Source organism: Xanthomonas prunicola (assembly GCF_002846205.1).
In the GTDB taxonomy this organism is placed as follows: Bacteria; Pseudomonadota; Gammaproteobacteria; order Xanthomonadales; family Xanthomonadaceae; genus Xanthomonas; species Xanthomonas prunicola.
Genome location: NZ_PHKV01000003.1, coordinates 694958 through 712531, shown reverse-complemented (window position 1 = coordinate 712531; position 17574 = coordinate 694958). Strand labels below are relative to the sequence as shown.

Below are 17574 nucleotides of genomic sequence, written 5' to 3'. Positions count from 1 at the left end.
TGCGGTCCGGTTTCGCTGCGGCGAGCCGGTCCCTCCCCCAAGGAACTCCCAGCGCATGCGCATCCTGCTTGCTCGTCACGGCGAGACGCCGTGGAACGCCGAAGGCCGTTACCAGGGCCAGATCGATATTCCGCTGTCGCCGGTCGGCGAAGGCCAGGCGCGCGCATTGGGCGAACGGCTGCACACGCTGCAGATCGATCGCGCAGTGGCGTCGCCGTTGTCGCGCGCGCAGGCCACTGCCAAGGCCGCGCTGGGCGCGGCGCGCGAGTCACTGCTGCAGACCGATGCCGACCTGCAGGAAATCGCGCACGGCGAATGGGAGGGCCTGCTGGCCAGCGAGATCAACGACAAGGATCCCGCGCGTCTGCGCGCCTGGCGCGAAGAGCCCGACACCGTGCTGATGCCTGGCGGCGAATCATTGCGCCAGGTGCTGGACCGTAGCTGGCGCGGCCTGGTGCGCGCCGCCGATGGACTGGGCGCCGACGACACCTTGCTGGTGGTCGCGCACGACGCGGTCAACCGCGTGATCCTGTGCAAGATCCTGGGGCTGCCGCTGTCCAAGTTGTGGAGCTTCCGCCAGGCCCCGACCACACTCAATCTGTTCGAAGGCGATGACGTCGAGCACCTCGAAGTGGTCCGCCTCAACGACTGCGCCCACCACACACCGTTCTTTGGCGAGGCCAAGCATCGGGCGTTGTAGCGTCTGGCGACGTCAGCGCAGGTCTACCAGGACGCAGACGAGTCATCATGGACATGTCGCGGTACACAGGAAGTCTGCAGCTCGCCTGCCTCTTTCTGACATTCGCGTTTTTTCTGCTAGTCCACTATTTCAGGTTTCTTCCGCCGACGAATGCATTAATCGATCTGACCGTTGTGGTCGCATGTGTTGCAGCTGCGATGTTTTTTTCCTTGTTGCTCTGGGCCAATGCAACTGGCCGGCTTCAACGTCAGATCGAAGGACATGGTGTCGGTAGCGTCATGTTCCGATGGTCGTTGCTGGGGATCGTCATTGCGATGCTGGGATGGGCATTGATTGTCAGACTCGGTCCCTGGGTATGGACACAAGTCTTTGGCGATGTGTACTCAGAAGATGTCGTGATCCGCTCGGCGTCTGGGAGTTTGCTATGCCCGCATGCGGTGACCGTGGACCCCATGCCGCGTGGGGCCCCGCAACGGCTTTGTATGTTGGCTGGTGAAGCTCCTGATTTGGGTGGCGGACATGTACAGGCAGTGATCGAGGGGAAACGCTCCGCTGCTGGCTCCACAGTGCGCAATCTTCATCTCAATGCCACCCATCAGTGATTGGGTCGTGACCTGCCGTCCTGGATGGCGTGATGTGGTCGCTCAGGTGATGACTTGCGATTTCATCTTTGCCTCATGCGCACCATTGCCCGTCAGGAAACTAAGAGCGGCTAACAGAACGTAGCGAGCAGTCGTCAGGTGGGTGTGGGCGGCGCGCTCAGAACCGGAGCGTACGTGTGGTCCATGCCGATTCCGAGCACCGACCGCGTCCGCCTGACTGCTGTGCAGTAGCTTTGTTAGCCGCTCTAAGGTGCGTTGCCTCGCCAGCGCCATCTGCCCAGGCCATGCACCCAGTGTTGCGACCGTTGGTAGGCCACACTGGCGTCACAAACGCGATAATGTCGGTCGCACGACATCAGGTAACCCCATGACCACCCCCACTACGCTCTCCGGCTGGCTCGCCTACATCGAGCAGCAGCATCCCAGCGCCATTGCCATGGGCTTGGAGCGTGTGCGCGAGGTCGCCGTGCGGCTGCAGATCGAAGCGCCGGCAACGCACGTCATCGTCGTGGGTGGGACCAATGGCAAGGGCTCGACGGTGGCCTTCATCGAGGCGATCGGCCGTGCCGCAGGCTGGAAGGTTGGGGCCTACACCTCGCCGCACTTGCTGCGCTACAACGAGCGCGTGCGCATCGATGGAAACGAGGCTAGCGACGCGCAGCTGGTGGACGCGTTTGCCGCAGTTGAGGCAGCACGCGGCGACACTGCGTTGACCTACTTCGAGTTCGGCACGCTGGCGGCGCTGTGGTTGTTTCAGCGGTCCACGCTGGAGTTGGCGGTGCTGGAAATCGGCCTGGGCGGACGCCTGGATGCGGTGAACATCGTCGATTCGGATGTGGCGGTGATCACAACCGTCGATATCGACCATACCGATTGGCTAGGCGAAGACCGCGAGGCGATCGGCACCGAGAAGGCCGGCATCATCCGCGCCTGGAAGCCGGTGGTGCTGGGCGAGATCGATCCGCCGTCCAGCGTGCTGCGGCGCGCCTACCAGCTGGGTGCCAATGCGATCCGTGCCGGCAGCGATTATTTCTTCGAGCCAATCGACACACCGCACGCCGAGAGCCCGCAATCCGATGCGCCACGCTGGCGCTGGCGCGATGTGGCAGTGACACTGGAATTGCCGATGCCGGCACTGCACGCGCCGGTGCAGCTGGCCAACGCCGCTGCCGCGATCGCCGCATTGCAGGCGTTGCCGTTGGAGGTGCCCGCTGCAGCCTGGGCGCAGGGCATCGGCAACGCGCAAGTGGCCGGCCGACTGCAGCGCCTTGAAGTCGATGGCGTGCAGGTCTTGCTGGATGTCGGCCACAACCCGCAGGCCGCGCGCGCGCTGGCCGCCGCGCTTGGTACGCAGGCGCACGCCGGCAGCAGCTATGCGATCTACGCCGCATTGGCCGACAAGGATGTGCTGGGCGTGGTGGAGGCAGTCGCCGCGCAGATCGATCACTGGGTGTTGGCGGGGCTGGAGGGCGCGCGCGGGCAATCTGCGCAGGCGTTGCAGGCCCGTCTGCAGGGCAGTGCCGCCGCGCAAGCGCCGTGCCATCGCGACGTTGCCAGCGCAGTGCGCGCGGTCCTGGACATGGCCAGGACCGGCGACCGCGTGCTGGTGTTTGGCTCGTTTCACACCGTTGCCGACGCGCTGAACGCACTTCGTTCAGCCCACTAGGGTCGGCGAGGTGGCGCCGGCCTTATAATCACTGCGGCACCCCGCCACGCCTGTAGCGCTCTTTACTGTGGACACTGCTCTGAAACAGCGACTGATTGGCGCCATCGTTCTGGTGGCGCTTGCCGTGATCTTCCTGCCGATGCTGGTCAAGGGCCCCGCGCCGTCGAGCGGTGTGGCCGATGTGCCGCTCGAGGCACCGGCAGCACCCGCCAATGGCGAGTTCGAAACCCGCGAATTGCCGCTGGTCACCCCGGGCAATGCGCCGGCCGGTGGCGCGCTGGGCATGGCCGGTGCGCCGTCGCCGGTGCAGAACAACCCCGATGCGGCCGATCTTGCCGCCCCGTCCAGCACGCCTTCCGCGCCGGAAGTGGCCGCTGGCAATTACGCGGTCAATTTCGGTGCGTACGCCACCAGCGCCGACGCCGATGCGGTGATCGCGCGGCTCAAGCAGGCGCAGTTGCCCGGCTTCAGCGAAAAAACCCAGATCAACGGCCGCCCGGCCTGGCGCGTGCGGATTGGACCGTATGCCGACCAGGCCCAGGCCGAATCGGCGCGCCTGCAGGCAGTGAAGGTGCGCAGCGACGTCAACGCCCAGGTGGTGACGTTGGATGCCAACGCCGCCGCTCCGGCGCCGGTCGCCAGCACGCCAGCGCCGGCGACCGTCGCGAAACCTGGCAGCAGCGTCGCCGCCGCCAGCACCACCGCACCGACCAAGACCGAAAGCCTGCCGCCAGAGCCCGCCAAGCCGGTGGCCGCGCCCAAGCCGACCGAAGTGGCCAAGCCCGCGCCGGCCAAGCCCGAAGTCGCCAAGCCTGTAACCCGGACGCCTGCCGTCGCCAAGCCCGACGTCGCTGCCAGGCCTGAGCCTGCCAAGCCGGCAGCTACTGCGCCGGCAGCGCCCGCGGCCAGTTCGGTCGGTTTTGCAGTGCAGCTGGGTGCGTTCGCGCGCGCCGAAGATGCCGATGCCTTGCGCGACCGCGTGCGCGCTGCCGGCTTCAGCGCCTTCGTCGAACAGGTACGGACCGACAAGGGCGCGCTCAACCGCGTGCGTGTCGGCCCGGTCGCCAATCGCGGCGATGCCGAACAGTTGCGTGCGCAGGTGGCAGCCAAGGTCGGTATTTCCGGCATGGTGCGGCCACATCCGTAACCTGTGCGCCGGCCGCAAGCAAACGCGGCCGCTGCGCATGTGGCAGCCGCTCGTACACTGCAGTGCTGGCGCCCCGTCATGGGTCCGCTAACTGCCTGCACTGCGCGGCCCGCAGTCAGTGGATTTCCGAACGCCTCGCACCCACGGAGGGGAGGGCAATGAAGACCGAGCCAGATTGCACTAGCGGCGTACGCGCCGCGCGGAGAGGTTGCCGATGATCGACATGGTGCTGGGCGTCATCATTCTGGTGTCGGCTTTGTTGGGCCTGCTGCGCGGCTTCGTCGCGATCGTGGTCGGCACGTTGTCCTGGTTGCTGGCCGGCTGGGCGACCTTCATGTTCGGCGGCGCGGCCGCGCGCTGGCTGGCCGATGGCAAGCATCCGTCGGCCACCGAATCGTTCGGCGGTTACGCGATGGTGTTCGTCGGCGTGCTGATCAGTGTGGCGGTGATCGGCATGGTGATCCGCGCCGGCGTGGATGCGATCAAGCTCGGCGGCACCGACCGCATGCTCGGCTTCGGCCTGGGCGTGGTGCGCGGGGGGTTTCTGGCCAGCGTGCTGGTGTTGCTGATGGGCTTCACCCCGCTGCCGCGCGAGCCGGCATGGCGCCAGTCGGTGCTGCTGCCCATGCTGCAGCCAGGCGCAGGCTGGATGCGGGCGCAACTTCCGGCCTGGCGCATGCCGTCGATGGACATGCCATCCATGGAACTGGGCAACCTGCCCACGGAGTTGGGGAAGTTGCCTTCGACAGGCGATAATACGGACCTGGGCAAAATGCTGTCCGGGTCTGGACTGAGCGACACCGTGTCGCGGGCGCTCGGCAAACCCGGCAACGCCGCCAGCGACGGACGCAGTCCGGCGCAGGCGATGCCGGCCAACATCGATCCGGCGCAGGTTCGCGGCGGAGAAAGCGACCCGGCTCGGGTCGAATCCCACGGCCAGGCACGGCCCCCTTCACAGTAACGGCGCAAGCCGAAGCGGAGAACGCGCACCATGTGTGGCATCGTCGGTATTGTCGGCAACCAGAACGTCGCCGGGCAACTTTATGACGGCCTGACCGTCCTGCAGCATCGTGGGCAGGACGCCGCAGGCATCGCCACCGCCGACGGCACGCGCTTGCGCGTGCAAAAAGCCAATGGCCTGGTACGCGATGTCTTCGACGAAAAGAAGATGGCGGTGCTGGAAGGTCGCGTCGGCATCGCGCATTGCCGCTACCCGACCGCAGGCTCGGAAGGCATGGACGAGGCGCAGCCGTTCTACGTCAATTCGCCCTACGGCATCGCGCTGGCCCACAACGGCAACCTGATCAACACCGAGGCCCTGCGCCAGCAGGTGTTCGAAGCCGACCGCCGCAACATCAACACCGATTCGGACAGCGAAGTGCTGCTGAACGTGTTCGCCTACGAACTGGACGCGCAGCGCATGCTCACCCCCGAGGCGGCAATCCGCGCGGTGGCCGGCGTGCACCGTCGTTGCAAGGGCGGCTATGCGGTGGTGAGCGTGGTGCTGGGCCTGGGTCTGGTGGCCTTCCGCGACCCGCACGGCATCCGTCCGCTGGTGCTGGGCAAGCGCGAACACGCCGAAGGTACCGAATACATCGTCTCCTCCGAATCGGCCGCGCTGGACATCCTTGGCTACCAGCGCGTGCGCGACGTGCGTCCCGGCGAGGCGATGGTGATCACCGCGCGCGGCGAGCTGTTTTCGGAAGTCTGCGCTGCGCCGACCGTCAACGCGCCGTGCATCTTCGAGTACGTGTACTTCGCGCGTCCCGATTCGATGATCGACAATATTTCGGTGCACAAGGCGCGCATGCGCATGGGCCTGAAGCTGGGCGAGAAGATCCTGCGGCTGCGCCCGGACCACGATATCGACACCATCATCCCGATCCCGGATACCTCGCGCGATGTGGCGCTGGAAATGTCCAATGTGCTCGGCGTGAAATACCGCGAGGGTTTCGTCAAGAACCGTTACGTGGGCCGCACCTTCATCATGCCGGGGCAGGGCGAGCGGCAGAAATCGGTGCGGCGCAAGCTCAATCCGATCCACCTGGAGTTCCGCAACCGCGTGGTGCTGCTGGTCGACGATTCGATCGTGCGCGGCACCACCAGCCGGCAGATCGTGCAGATGGCGCGCGACGCCGGTGCGCGCAAGGTGTATCTGGCCTCGGCCGCGCCGCCGGTGCGTTATCCCAATATCTACGGCATCGACATGCCGGCGGCCGAAGAACTGATCGCGCATGGCCGCAGCGAGCTGGAAATCCAGGAATTTTTGGGCTGCGACTGGCTGATCTACCAGGATCTGGAAGACCTGGAAGTGGCCGTGCGCGAGGGCAACCCGGACATCCAGCAGTTCGATTCCTCGTGCTTCAACGGCGAATACATCACCGGTATCGAGCCGGGCTATTTCGAACGCATCCAGCAACTGCGCTCGGACGATGCCAAGAAGCGTCGCCGCGCCTGAGTTACCGCGGCGACGCGGCCGATTGGCCGCGTTTGCCGGGCTGGCGCTGCCGGCAGGCTGTTCTAGGCGAAACGCCTGTGAGCGCATGCGGGTGCGCCGCGTTTCCGCAGCGAGCCATCATTTGATGTGGTCGACAGCATGAGCATCGGCTCGTTCGAAAATGCCGATCTGTTCGACGCTGCGCGCCTGTGCCTTGCCGAGGCCGACCCGCTGCAGAAAGTTGCGTTGACCCAACACTACGCCGCAGCCTTTCGCGCAGGCCATCTTGCGATCGATCCGGCAGCGCCTGCGCCGGAGCCGATCCGCATGCCGGGCCGGCCCGCCACGCCGGTGCTGGTGCATCCGCGCGAGCTGCCGCGGCGTGGACTGGGCACGCCGGAAGGACGCGCTGCCTTCATTCATGCGATTGCGCATATCGAACTCAATGCGATCGATCTGGCCTGGGATGCGGTCTATCGGTTCCGTGGTCTGCCCGATGGGTTCTACGCCGATTGGGTGGCGGTGGCCGACGACGAATCGCGTCACTTCATGCTGCTGCGCGCACGCCTGCAGGCACACGATCGCGACTACGGCGACTTTGCCGCGCACAACGGCTTGTGGGAAATGTGCGAAAAAACCGCGCATGACGGTCTGGCACGCATGGCCTTGGTGCCGCGGGTGCTGGAAGCGCGCGGCCTGGATGTCACACCGGCGATGATCGTCAAACTGCGTGCGCTCGGCGATGCCGCCACGGCCGAGGTGCTGGAGACCATCTTGCGCGAGGAAGTGGCGCACGTGGCCGCCGGCTCGCGCTGGTACCGCTGGTATTGCGCACAGGCCGGTATCGAACCAAGGGCGCGCTTCAAGGCGTTGTTGCGCGAATATGCCGGCGGTTATCTGCATGGCCCGTTCAATCTGCAGGCGCGGCTGCTTGCCGGTTTCGACGAAGACGAACTCGCTGATCTGGTGGAGCAGGCCGGCTAAGCGCGTGATTCGATGCCGCTGTCATGCAGGGGCACACACGCATGCTCTGTCGGGCACGGGTCGCACAGTGATGTAGGCGCGCTCGGTGCCATCCGCGCTTCGCAAGTTGCGCTGGTCGAGGCTGCCGTGCCCTCACCAACCGGAAGCGACGCAGCGAAGCCAGCCCTTGCGGTCACCACGTCCTGCACGCGGTGAGAGACACACGCCAGGGACTTGGTCGATGGCTCGCTCCAAAAGCCAGGCATACCGGCCATCACGACCGGTCCTTGGCCGACCACCGTCGCGGGACCTGGTGCGGCATGGCTGCTGCATAAGAGCCTGCATGGACGGATTCACCGCGCGTCCCGCGATGGTGGGCAGGTAAGGGTCCTGCAGCCAAAGCACGGATCAAGCGCTTTGCACGCGCCGCATGCAGCGCGCCGACACTTTCCAAGACAACCGAGAACCTTCTCGTTAGAGCGGCTGACAAAACGCCAGGAACAACAAACAAGTGGCTGCCGGCCGCGCCCCTAGAACTGGCATCCGACATGTCCATTCGATACGGGCCCAGCAAACAACGGCGATGCCCGCCTGATCGACGCGCGTTGGATGGCGAGCGACGTTCGGTCTGTCGGTCTATCTGCGTACTTCGTCTGCCTCCCACCGCTGCAACATCGGCGATGCAGCATGACGCGCGTCTTGCCGACACCCCTTCAACCGAAACTGTGCGCTACGTCGCCGCGCATGCGGCCGGAATCGCATCCAGTCATCGGCAAACATCACAGAACTGTAATTTTCTGTTGTAACAACTTGCATTAGGTACGTTGCAACGCGCCCTAATGGCGTCCCGGGGGCAGGGGCCCGGTGTTTCGCATCCGTAACTTTCATGTCTTAGGAGAGAAAGACGATGAAGTCGAAGTCGATGTGCACCACGGTGGGTCTGATCGCCATGTGCTTGGCCGGTTCGGCCGCCGCTGCTGGCAAACCGCTGTATCAAACCGGTCCTGCGCTGAGCCGCGGCGCCACCGCCACCGCGGCAGCCGAACCTTCGCTGCAACGCGTGTTGAGCGCGCCGTCCACTGCCAATGCGCAGGTGGTCCAGCTCGATGCCGGCGCGGTGACCGCCGCGGAAAAATTGCTGGAACTGCAGCTGGATGGCCAGACCATCACCGCCACTCAGGCCAAGGTCGATGCGCTGGAAGGCGGCGATAGCGTGTGGTACGGCAACCTCGGCCCGCGTGCCGGCACTCGGGCACGCACGCTCTCGGGCGTCGACCCGCTGAACTCGGCCATCCTGGTGCGCAGCGGCGACACCGTCACCGGCACCATTCGCTACGCCGGCAAGCTGTATCGCCTGCGTCCGCTCGCCGATGGGCGTCACGTGCTGGTGCAAGTGGATGAGCAACGCATGCCGCAGGAACATCCGGCCGACTACAGCTTGCTGCCGACGTTCGACATGCCCGGCGATGGACGCGTCACTGCCGCTGCTGCCTCATCCGGCAGCCCGGCGACCATTCGCGTGCTGGTGGTTGCCACCAACAAGGCCGTGACCGCTTACGGCGGCAACATGCAATCGCTGGTGCAGCTGGCGGTGGCCGAAGCCAACCAGGGCTACATCAACAGCAACGTCGGCATCACCCTGCAGCTGGCGCGCTACGAGACCACCAGCTATACCGAGACCGGCAACTTCACTACCGACTTGCAGCGCTTCCGCGTGACCAACGATGGCTACATGGACAGCATCCACACCAGCCGCAACACCTACACCGCCGATGTGGGCGTGATCGTGCTGGACAACAGCAGCTACTGCGGTCTGGCATCGGGAATCGGCTCAACCGCTGCAAGCGCATTCGCTTCGGTGTACTGGGATTGCGCCACCGGCTACTACAGCTTTGCGCATGAAATCGGGCATCTGCAGAGCGCACGCCACGATGCCACCAACGACCCAAGCACCTCGCCCTACGCCTATGGCCACGGCTACCGCTACGGCAACAGCTGGCGCACCATCATGGCCTACGATTGCTCCGGCGGCTGCCCGCGTCTGAACTATTGGTCTAACCCCAACATCAGCTACAACGGCGTGCCCATGGGCAATGCCAGTACCGCCGACAACCAACGCGTGCTGGTCAACACCAAGGCCACGATTGCCGGCTTCCGTTGAGTGTTGTGGACTGATCCAAGTCCGGCCCGGCACCGCACCTGCCGGGCTTTTTGACTACACCCGCGCGCGTGGATCGCGCAGACTAGGCGCACCGGCGGTGACTGCCGGCCCTGTCCTGTCCTGTCGAGCGGAGCTCTCATGTCCACGTCCCTGCGCTATGCGCTTGTTCTCCTGGCCGCGCTGGCGGCTGCCGGGTGCAAGCAGCAACCGGCCGACCCCGTTGCCACGCAGCCCAAGCCCGCCGTTACCGCGCCTGCAGCGCCTGCCAGTGACGACGCGCAAACCCGTGCGTTGAAGATGCTTGAAGCCCGCTTGCAGAGCGACCATGTGTACCCGGACAACTGCATCAGCCTCATGGCCGAGGAAGGCGATGCGCCTTCGCCGGACGCGTTCGATTTTGCGGTGCGCGAACGCCACGGCGACGGTTGCCCTGGCGACCCGCAGACCAGCCCGGTACGCGACCGTTTCCGCGTGCAGGCGGATGGCACGTTGCTGTGGTACGACGTAGTGAATGCGGATTTCGTCGACTACTCCGAGCGTGCGCGAAGCATGCAGTGATGCGTTGCAGTCATTGATTGACAATGCAGACTGATTTGCGCGCAGATTTCAGCAAGAGCAATGACGCTCCTACGGAGCGGCGAGGCGGTCGCATAAGGCGCGCTTGAGAAGATCCGGCGCGGGCATTTAATTCAGCATCGCTGTGTCTTGCCAGTGCAGGCACAGCGTGTGGATGAGTTGTCTTACAACGCCAGCTGCTCCAGCGATACGCCATCGGCATCCACGCGCAAGACCGAGCCTTGCTCGTACCAGTCGCCCAGCACGATGCGCGTGCAGGTGTTGCCACCGGCTTGCAGGGTATGGATTGCAGGGCGATGGGTATGACCGTGGATCATGCGATCCAGCCCGTAACGTACGAAGGTCGCTTCCACCTCGGCCTGCGACACGTCGGTGACGGTTTCCAGCTGCGCCTGGTCGCCTTGCTTGAGTTCGGCGTAGCGGGCCTGACTTGCCGCACGCGCCTGCTGCGCGAAGGCCACCCGGGCGGCCAGCGGCTGCGCCAGAAACTGCGCCTGAAACACGGGGTCGCGCGTTTGCGCACGGAAGGCCTGATACGCGGTGTCGTCGGTGCACAGCAGGTCGCCGTGCAGCAGCAGCGTCGTATGGCCGTAGAGGTCGATCACGGTGGGGTCGGGCAAAATGCGGAAGCCGGCGCGCTGCGAGTAGGCATCGCCCACCAGGAAATCGCGGTTGCCCGGCATGAAGAAGACCGGGACGCCGGCATCGGCCACCGCATGCAATGCCACCGCCACTTCATCGGCAGCGGTGGACGGGGTGTCATCGCCGATCCAGGCTTCGAACAGATCCCCGAGGATGTAGAGCGCATCGCTGCCGGGGACCTGCGTGCGCAGGAAATCCAGAAACAGCGCGGTGATCGCCGGCCGGGCCGGGTCCAGATGCAGGTCGGAAATGAACAGTGTCGTCATCGCGCCATTGTACGGCGGGAGCGCGGGGCGGTCAGGGGCGAGCACGGGAATTCGGGATGCGGGATTCCGGTCAGGATTCGAAATTGCGGGTTGGTGATTCCGGAATGCACGTTCGGGGGGTGTCGATCAGCGAGCGTCATTAGTGATCGGCGATCAGTGATTGAAAGCACAGCGCTTAGGGCTCGCCACCTTTCGCTGCGAGGCGGCAATGCACGGTGCGCGCCACCGGCGCGCGTGCATTGGTGCGCACGCGCCGCAGGGGTGGGCCAAGGCGTGGAGCGGCGGGGGAGGGGGGGCGAAGCCGCACGCTGACGTCGCAATGTGCTGCGTCGTGACTTTTCCGGCGTTCGCGAAAGAATTTCCAAGGCAAGTGCACGAGGCTTGGCCCGTACCCTCATCCGCCGTTGCGGGGCACCTTCTCCCGGTGGGGAAGGGTGAGGCAAAGAAACCTTTCTGCCCGGCGGTTCCGCCTTGGTTGCTTGTTTGCATGCACGTCACGTAGTGACGCTGTCGCAAACGGCCGGTGTTTACCCAAACATCACCGGCAGCCCCCACAACGACAGGCTGGCCAGCAGGACGCCGATGACCGTGGCGGCGAGCACATCGCTGGGGTAATGCAGGCCCAGCACCACGCGCGAGAGCGCTACGCCGGCCGAAAACGGCACCAGCAAGGGGGCAAGCCATGGGTAGTACGCCAGTGCCACGATGCTGAAGGACACCGCATGCAAGGTGTGGCCGGAGGGAAAGCTGAACTCGTCCAGCGGAGCCACCCATGCGCGGATACGCACGTCGGCGGCGTAGGGCCGCGGGCGGCGGGTCCAGCGCTTGAGGGCCTTGTACAACGTCAATGCGAGCACACCGGTGGCAGCCATGTGCGCCGATGCGCGCACGCCGTCCATGCCGTCGAGCACTACCAGCAAGCCCATCAAGACGTACCAGAACACGCCGTCGCCCAAGCGGCTGATGGTGGCGAATGCGCGCCGGACCGGGTTACGCCGGCACCAGTGATTGGCGCGTCGGCACCAGCGCGCTTCGTGACCGCGCAAGACCTCAAGCCGCGTTGACGACATAACGCCCCCGTGCAGCGCTGATGCCCAGCAACAAGGCTTCGAAATCGGAGACCACATTGTCTGGGTGCAGTTTTTTCATGGCCTGTGCCGCTGCCGTGCCCATGCGCTGGCGCACTGCATCGTCTTCGGTGAGTGCGACGGCGGCCTGGATGAAGGCCTCGTCGGTGTCCACCGCTGCGCCGGTATGGCCATTGCGCAGATATTCGCGCGCCGCGCCGTAATCGAAAGCGACTGTCGCCACACCGCTGGCCATTGCTTCCAGCGTCACATTGCCGAAGGTTTCGCTGCGGCTGGGGAACAGGAACAGATCACCGCTGGCGAAGTGACGCGCCAATGCATCGCCACGTTGGACGCCGCAGAAAATGAAGTCGGGATTTTCGTGCGCAATCTTCTCGCGTGCCGGGCCATCGCCCACCCACACGAAACGCGCTTTCGGGCGAATCTGCTGCAACCTGCGGAAGGCATGCACGGCCAGCGGCAGATTCTTTTCGTTGGCGATGCGCCCGACGTAGATGGCGGCAAAGCCTTCGCCTTCGATGCCCCACTCGGCGCGCAATGCGAGATCGCGACGGCCAGGATCGAATTGCTGGCTGTCCACCGCGCGCGCCAGCAATTGCACGCGCTCGAAGCCGTCATTGCGCAGCAACTGTTGCAGCTCACGCGTGGGTACCAAGGTGGCATCGGCCTGGTTGTGGAAGCGCCGCATCCAGCGCAGCGCGGTGCCCTGCAGCCAGGCGGCGCCATAGTCGGGTAGGTATTCGTCAAAGCGGGTGTGGAAGCCGGTGGCGACCGGAATGCCAAGCCGGCGTGCTGCGCGCATCGCCGACCAGCCCAGGGGGCCTTCCGTGGCCACATAGATCGCATCCGGCTGCGTGCCGCGCCAATGACGTACGAGACGGTGCGTGGCCGGCAGGCCGAATTTCAATCCCGGGTAGCGTGGCAGCGATGCACCGCGTACCAGCAGCGCATCGGTCGCCGCGGTATCGACGCTCTGGCGTGGACGCACCACATCCACCTGGTGTCCGCGCGCGCGCAGGCCGGTTTCCAGACCATGCACGGTCAATGCAACACCGTTGACCTCGGGGGGGTAGGTTTCGGTAACGATCGCGTAGCGCATGCCCGTTCTCCGGTTTTCGCTAGCTTCCGGCAGGGCGATGGCATTGATGTTGCGCCGACAAGACGCGGCGGTGACAAGTGCGACGGGATTAGGAGTTCGGGATTCGTGATTCGCAAAGGCGCCGCACTGCCTGCGTCTAGCGCAACCGCCGCCCGTCAGGTAGAGACATCAAAGCCCCGCAGCCGACTAAGAGCAGCTAACAAAACTACTGCGCAGCCGCCAGGCGGGCGCGGCCGGTGCTCGGAATCCTCATGTACCACTCGTACACTCCGGTTCCTCCGCGCCGTCCACACCCGCCTGACGACTGCTCGCTACGTTTTGTTAGCCACTCTAATCCCGAATCCCAAATCCCAAATCCCAAATCCCGCCTGAGGCTGCAGAACTCAGGTCACAAACGGTTTGAACGCGATGCCCAGGCCGGCCATGCTTTCGACTTCGCCGATCAGGTCGGCGCGCAGCAGCGGGCGCGAGTCGATCCAGCTTTGCGACAGGATCAACGACAGCCGCGTGTCGTCGGCGGTGAGTTCCAGTGTCGGGATCGGATCCGCTTCGTGCGCACGGTGCAGCAACACGGCCAGCCGCAGCAGCGCGGCCTTGCGTCGGGTGGGCAGCAGCAGGCGGTCCGGCAGCGCATCGAAGGCGGTCTTGGGCACGTTGCGCCGGTGCGTGCGTACCAGCGCCGCCAGGACCTGCTGTTCCTGCCGCGAAAAACCCGCGATATCCGAATGTTCCAGGATATAGCTGCCATGCACGTGATACTGGCTGTGCGCGATGATCAGGCCCAACTCATGCAGGCGTGCGGCACGCCGCAGTACCTGCGCATCGTCGCCATCCAGTTGCCAGGATTCGCAGACCTGATCGAACAGGCGGCAGGCCGTGGCTTCCACGCGCTGCGCCTGCACCTCATCGATGCCGTAGCGCTGCACGAGCGAGGCCACCGAGCTATCGCGCGGGTCGTTTTGGCCGCCGCGGCCGAGCATGTCGTACAGGATGCCTTCGCGCATCGCCGCCTTGCTGACCATCAGTTTCTCCAGACCCAGCGCCTGAAATGCAGCTTCCAGCACCAGGATGCCGCCAGCGATGATCGGCCGCCGCTCGGCCGCCAGGCCGGGCAGCTGGATGTCTTCGATGCGCTTGGCCTTGAGCAGCTCATCGCGCAGCGCCGGCAGCGCCTGCGCGGTGATCGCACCCTTGGTCAGCTTCATCGCCGCGCAGATTTCGCCGATCGCTTTGTGCGTGCCGGACGAACCGATCGCCTCATGCCAGCCCAGCGCCTTGTACTGGCCGGCGAACTGCTGAAATTCGGCACCGATCTCGGTCAGCGCATCCTTCCATTTTTTCTTCGACAACTTGCCGCCCGGGAAAAATCGCCGCGTGCTGGCAATGCAACCGGCCTGCAGGCTTTCGCGTTCCAGCGTCTGGAAGCCCTGGCCGATGATGAATTCGGTCGAGCCACCGCCGATGTCGATCACCAGCCGGCGTTGATCGGGCTTGGGCGGTTGCGCATGGGTCACGCCCAGATAGATCAGGCGCGCTTCCTCGCGCCCGCTGACCACCTCGATCGCATGCCCCAGCGCGGTTTCGGCCGGCATCAGAAATGCTTGCGGCGACCGCAGCTGACGCACCGTGTTGGTGGCCAAGGCGCGCACGCGCAGCGAGGGCACGTCGCGAATGCGCTGGCCGAAGCGCGCCAGGCATTCGAGCGCGCGCTGACGTGCCTCGTTGGAGAGACCACCTTTGCCATCCAGGCCATCGGCCATGCGCACGGTCTCACGCAGGCGATCGACGACGCGCAGCTGACCCATCAGGTAGCGCGCAATGACCATGTGGAAACTGTTGGAGCCTAGGTCGATGGCGGCAAGAAAATCGCCATCGCGCAGGGGCGGAATCGTGGGGGAGGGCATTGGCATGGCCGCATGGTAGCCGATGGGCCGTTGGCCCCGTGAGATGTCATGCGTGGGCCCATCAGCGTCAGGGCGCAGCTGGTGTTCGCAATCGCTGGGTGCCACCTGCAGGCCGCCGTTGCGGGTATGCCGCGCGTCTGCGCGAACGGCTTCCCACCTTGCGTGCTGCAGCGTTGCTCAGATCCGATCGAGCAAAGTCACCTGCGCCGAATGTGGTGGCTCACCCGGGGCAGGCGTGCGCTTGTGGTACACGCCTTCGGCATCCAGTTCCCAGGCACTGACGTTGTCGTCCAGATAGTTCTGCAGTACCTCGCGGTAGACGCGCTTGGCCAGATCCGGTTCCAGGATCGGGAAGCAGGTCTCCACCCGCCGCAACAGATTGCGTTCCAGCCAATCGGCGCTGGCGCAATACAACTCGGCGGCGCCGTCGTTGCCGAACCAGTACACGCGGCTATGTTCCAGAAAGCGCCCCACGATCGAGCGCACGCGGATGTTGTCCGACACGCCCGGCACACCGGGGCGCAGCGTGCAGGCGCCGCGCACGATCAGATCGATCTGCACCCCGGCCTGCGACGCCATGTACAACGCACGCACCACTTGCGGTTCGTTTAGGGCGTTCATCTTGGCGATGATGCGGCCCGGGCGACCCTTGCGGGCCAGCCGCGTTTCGCGATCGATCCGCTTCAGCACGCCGGCATGCAGCGTAAACGGCGACTGCAGCAGCTGGTCCAGCTTCATGCGCGGGGCAAGCCCGGACAACTGCTGAAACAGCATGTGCACATCGTTGCCGATCTCGGCATCGGCGGTGATCAGGCTGATGTCGGTATACAGGCGCGCGGTGCCGCTGTGGTAATTGCCGGTGCCCAGGTGCACGTAGCGTTTGAGCTTGCGCCCCTCGCGCCGCACGATCAGCAGCATCTTGGCGTGGGTCTTGAAGCCGACTACGCCGTAGACCACCTGCACGCCGGCTTCCTGCAGCTTGTCGGCCAGACCCAGGTTGGCTTCTTCGTCGAAGCGTGCACGCAACTCCACCACCACGGTGACGTCTTTGCCGTTGCGTGCGGCCAGAATCAGCGCATCGACAATCAACGAATCCTTGCCGGTGCGGTATAGCGTCTGCTTGATCGCCAGCACGTTCGGGTCGACCGCGGCCTGGCGGATGACATCCAGCACTGCAGTGAACGCATCAAAGGGGTGATGCAGCAATACATCGCCCTTTTTGACGATCTCGAAGATGCCCTCGCTGTCGCGCAAGGTGCGCGGATTGAACGAGGGGTACTTGAGTTCGGGGCGCTGCACCAGATCGTAGACCTGCGTAACGCGGCTCAGGTTGACCGGCCCCACGATGCGATACACCGCGTTTTCATTCAGGCCGAAATTTTGCAGCAAGGTGCGCAGGATCGGCGCCGGGCAATCGTGCGCGATCTCCAGCCGCACGGCCGGCCGGTAGCCGCGCGTGACCAACTCGTCGCGCAAGGCCAGCGCCAGGTTTTCGACTTCTTCCTCGTCCACCACCAACTCGGAATTGCGGGTGACGCGGAACTGATACGAGCCCATGACCTGCATGCCCGGGAACAGTTCGTCGACGAATTCGGACAACACCGAGGACAGGAATACGAAACTCTGCGCGCCCTCCGGCGACAGGCTTGCCGGCAGCTGGATGATGCGCGGCAGCGAACGCGGGGCGCGCACGATGGCCAGATGCCCGGCACGGCCGAACGCGTCCTGGCCTTCCAGCACCACCACGATGTTCAAGGTCTTGTTGAGGATCTTCGGGAACGGATGCGCCGGGTCCAGCCCCAGCGGCGACAGTACCGGCATGATCTCGTTGCGGAAGTAGGCACGCAGCCAGCGTTTCTGGCGCGAAGTCCATGCCGAGCGGCTGAGCACGGCAACGCCGGCGTCCTCCATCGCCGGGCGCAGCACTTCATTCCACGCGTGGTATTGCTGCTCGACCAGCTTGGCAGCGCGGTCGTGCACGGCGTTGAGGATGGCGGTGGGGCTCAGCCCGTCCGGTGCCGGCGGCAGCCCGAACTCTTGCGCGTGCCGCACGGTGGCCGCACGGATCTCGAAAAACTCGTCCAGATTGGTGCACGAGATGCACAGGAAGCGCAGCCGTTCCAGCAACGGCACCTGCTCGTCGAGCGCCTGCGCCAGCACCCGGAAGTTGAAGTCCAGTTGCGACAACTCGCGGTTGATGTACAGCGCCGGATCACGCAACGGATCGGTGGCGATGTCGTCGCCGGGTGTGATGTCGTGCAGTTCTTTGGCGTGGCCCATGGAATCGATCATCAAGACGGGTTATGTGCGTGGTTACCGCGCA

At 65.0% G+C, this 17574-nt stretch carries 14 protein-coding genes and 2 other RNA genes; 10 read left to right on the top strand and 6 right to left on the bottom strand.

What is annotated here, in order from left to right; translation table 11 throughout:
* The first annotated feature begins 55 nt into the window (after positions 1 to 55).
* Both XpruCFBP8353_RS13185 and XpruCFBP8353_RS13180 read left to right on the top strand, forming a co-directional pair.
* Entirely contained in the window at positions 56 to 700 is a 645-nt protein-coding gene (locus XpruCFBP8353_RS13185; RefSeq protein ID WP_101363611.1) for a histidine phosphatase family protein, read from the top strand.
* A 47-nt stretch (positions 701 to 747) separates the two neighbouring features.
* Complete coding sequence (locus tag XpruCFBP8353_RS13180) at positions 748 to 1302, top strand: hypothetical protein (RefSeq protein ID WP_101363610.1); 555 nt, start codon at positions 748 to 750, stop codon at positions 1300 to 1302.
* A gap of 108 nt (positions 1303 to 1410) precedes the next feature.
* On the opposite strand, the gene XpruCFBP8353_RS13175 is transcribed toward XpruCFBP8353_RS13180, so the two are convergent.
* Positions 1411 to 1487, bottom strand: a non-coding RNA gene (locus XpruCFBP8353_RS13175) — sX9 sRNA.
* A 182-nt stretch (positions 1488 to 1669) separates the two neighbouring features.
* On the opposite strand from XpruCFBP8353_RS13175, the gene folC reads away from it, so the two are divergent.
* From folC to XpruCFBP8353_RS13140, 7 genes are all read left to right on the top strand, one after another.
* Complete coding sequence (folC, locus tag XpruCFBP8353_RS13170; RefSeq protein ID WP_101363609.1) at positions 1670 to 2968, top strand: bifunctional tetrahydrofolate synthase/dihydrofolate synthase; 1299 nt, start codon at positions 1670 to 1672, stop codon at positions 2966 to 2968.
* Positions 2969 to 3035: 67 nt separating this feature from the next.
* A complete protein-coding gene (locus XpruCFBP8353_RS13165; protein WP_101363608.1) occupies positions 3036 to 4115 on the top strand; it encodes an SPOR domain-containing protein in 1080 nt (359 codons plus the stop codon).
* A gap of 214 nt (positions 4116 to 4329) precedes the next feature.
* Positions 4330 to 5076 (top strand): CvpA family protein, encoded by a 747-nt coding sequence (locus tag XpruCFBP8353_RS13160; RefSeq protein WP_101363607.1) that lies wholly within the window; start codon positions 4330 to 4332, stop codon positions 5074 to 5076.
* Positions 5077 to 5106: 30 nt separating this feature from the next.
* A complete protein-coding gene (gene purF / locus XpruCFBP8353_RS13155; protein ID WP_016902228.1) occupies positions 5107 to 6573 on the top strand; it encodes an amidophosphoribosyltransferase in 1467 nt (488 codons plus the stop codon).
* A gap of 138 nt (positions 6574 to 6711) precedes the next feature.
* Complete coding sequence (locus tag XpruCFBP8353_RS13150) at positions 6712 to 7536, top strand: ferritin-like domain-containing protein (RefSeq protein WP_101363606.1); 825 nt, start codon at positions 6712 to 6714, stop codon at positions 7534 to 7536.
* An 886-nt stretch (positions 7537 to 8422) separates the two neighbouring features.
* Complete coding sequence (locus tag XpruCFBP8353_RS13145; protein ID WP_101363605.1) at positions 8423 to 9676, top strand: zinc-dependent metalloprotease; 1254 nt, start codon at positions 8423 to 8425, stop codon at positions 9674 to 9676.
* Between the two features lie 138 nt (positions 9677 to 9814).
* A complete protein-coding gene (locus XpruCFBP8353_RS13140) occupies positions 9815 to 10234 on the top strand; it encodes a hypothetical protein (protein WP_101363604.1) in 420 nt (139 codons plus the stop codon).
* Between the two features lie 182 nt (positions 10235 to 10416).
* Here the strand turns inward: XpruCFBP8353_RS13140 and lpxH are convergent, their stop codons facing one another.
* The 3 genes from lpxH to XpruCFBP8353_RS13125 all read right to left on the bottom strand — a co-directional run bounded on the left by lpxH (position 10417) and on the right by XpruCFBP8353_RS13125 (position 13347).
* On the bottom strand, positions 10417 to 11160 hold the full coding sequence (gene lpxH, locus XpruCFBP8353_RS13135) for a UDP-2,3-diacylglucosamine diphosphatase (protein ID WP_101363603.1): 744 nt from the start codon (positions 11158 to 11160) through the stop codon (positions 10417 to 10419).
* A 527-nt stretch (positions 11161 to 11687) separates the two neighbouring features.
* Positions 11688 to 12230: a phosphatase PAP2 family protein gene (locus tag XpruCFBP8353_RS13130; protein WP_101363602.1), complete on the bottom strand. Its 543-nt coding sequence runs from the start codon at positions 12228 to 12230 to the stop codon at positions 11688 to 11690.
* Positions 12211 to 13347, bottom strand: a complete 1137-nt coding sequence (locus XpruCFBP8353_RS13125) for a glycosyltransferase family 4 protein (RefSeq protein ID WP_101363601.1) — start codon at positions 13345 to 13347, stop codon at positions 12211 to 12213. The genes XpruCFBP8353_RS13130 and XpruCFBP8353_RS13125 overlap by 20 nt, the downstream gene beginning before the upstream one ends.
* A gap of 251 nt (positions 13348 to 13598) precedes the next feature.
* On the opposite strand from XpruCFBP8353_RS13125, the gene XpruCFBP8353_RS13120 reads away from it, so the two are divergent.
* A non-coding RNA gene (locus XpruCFBP8353_RS13120) (sX9 sRNA) lies at positions 13599 to 13674 on the top strand.
* 56 nt (positions 13675 to 13730) lie between these two features.
* On the opposite strand, the gene ppx is transcribed toward XpruCFBP8353_RS13120, so the two are convergent.
* Positions 13731 to 15251: an exopolyphosphatase gene (gene ppx / locus XpruCFBP8353_RS13115; RefSeq protein WP_207759635.1), complete on the bottom strand. Its 1521-nt coding sequence runs from the start codon at positions 15249 to 15251 to the stop codon at positions 13731 to 13733.
* Positions 15252 to 15428: 177 nt separating this feature from the next.
* Positions 15429 to 17531, bottom strand: a complete 2103-nt coding sequence (gene ppk1, locus XpruCFBP8353_RS13110) for a polyphosphate kinase 1 (protein WP_101363599.1) — start codon at positions 17529 to 17531, stop codon at positions 15429 to 15431.
* Between the last annotated feature and the right edge of the window lie 43 nt (positions 17532 to 17574).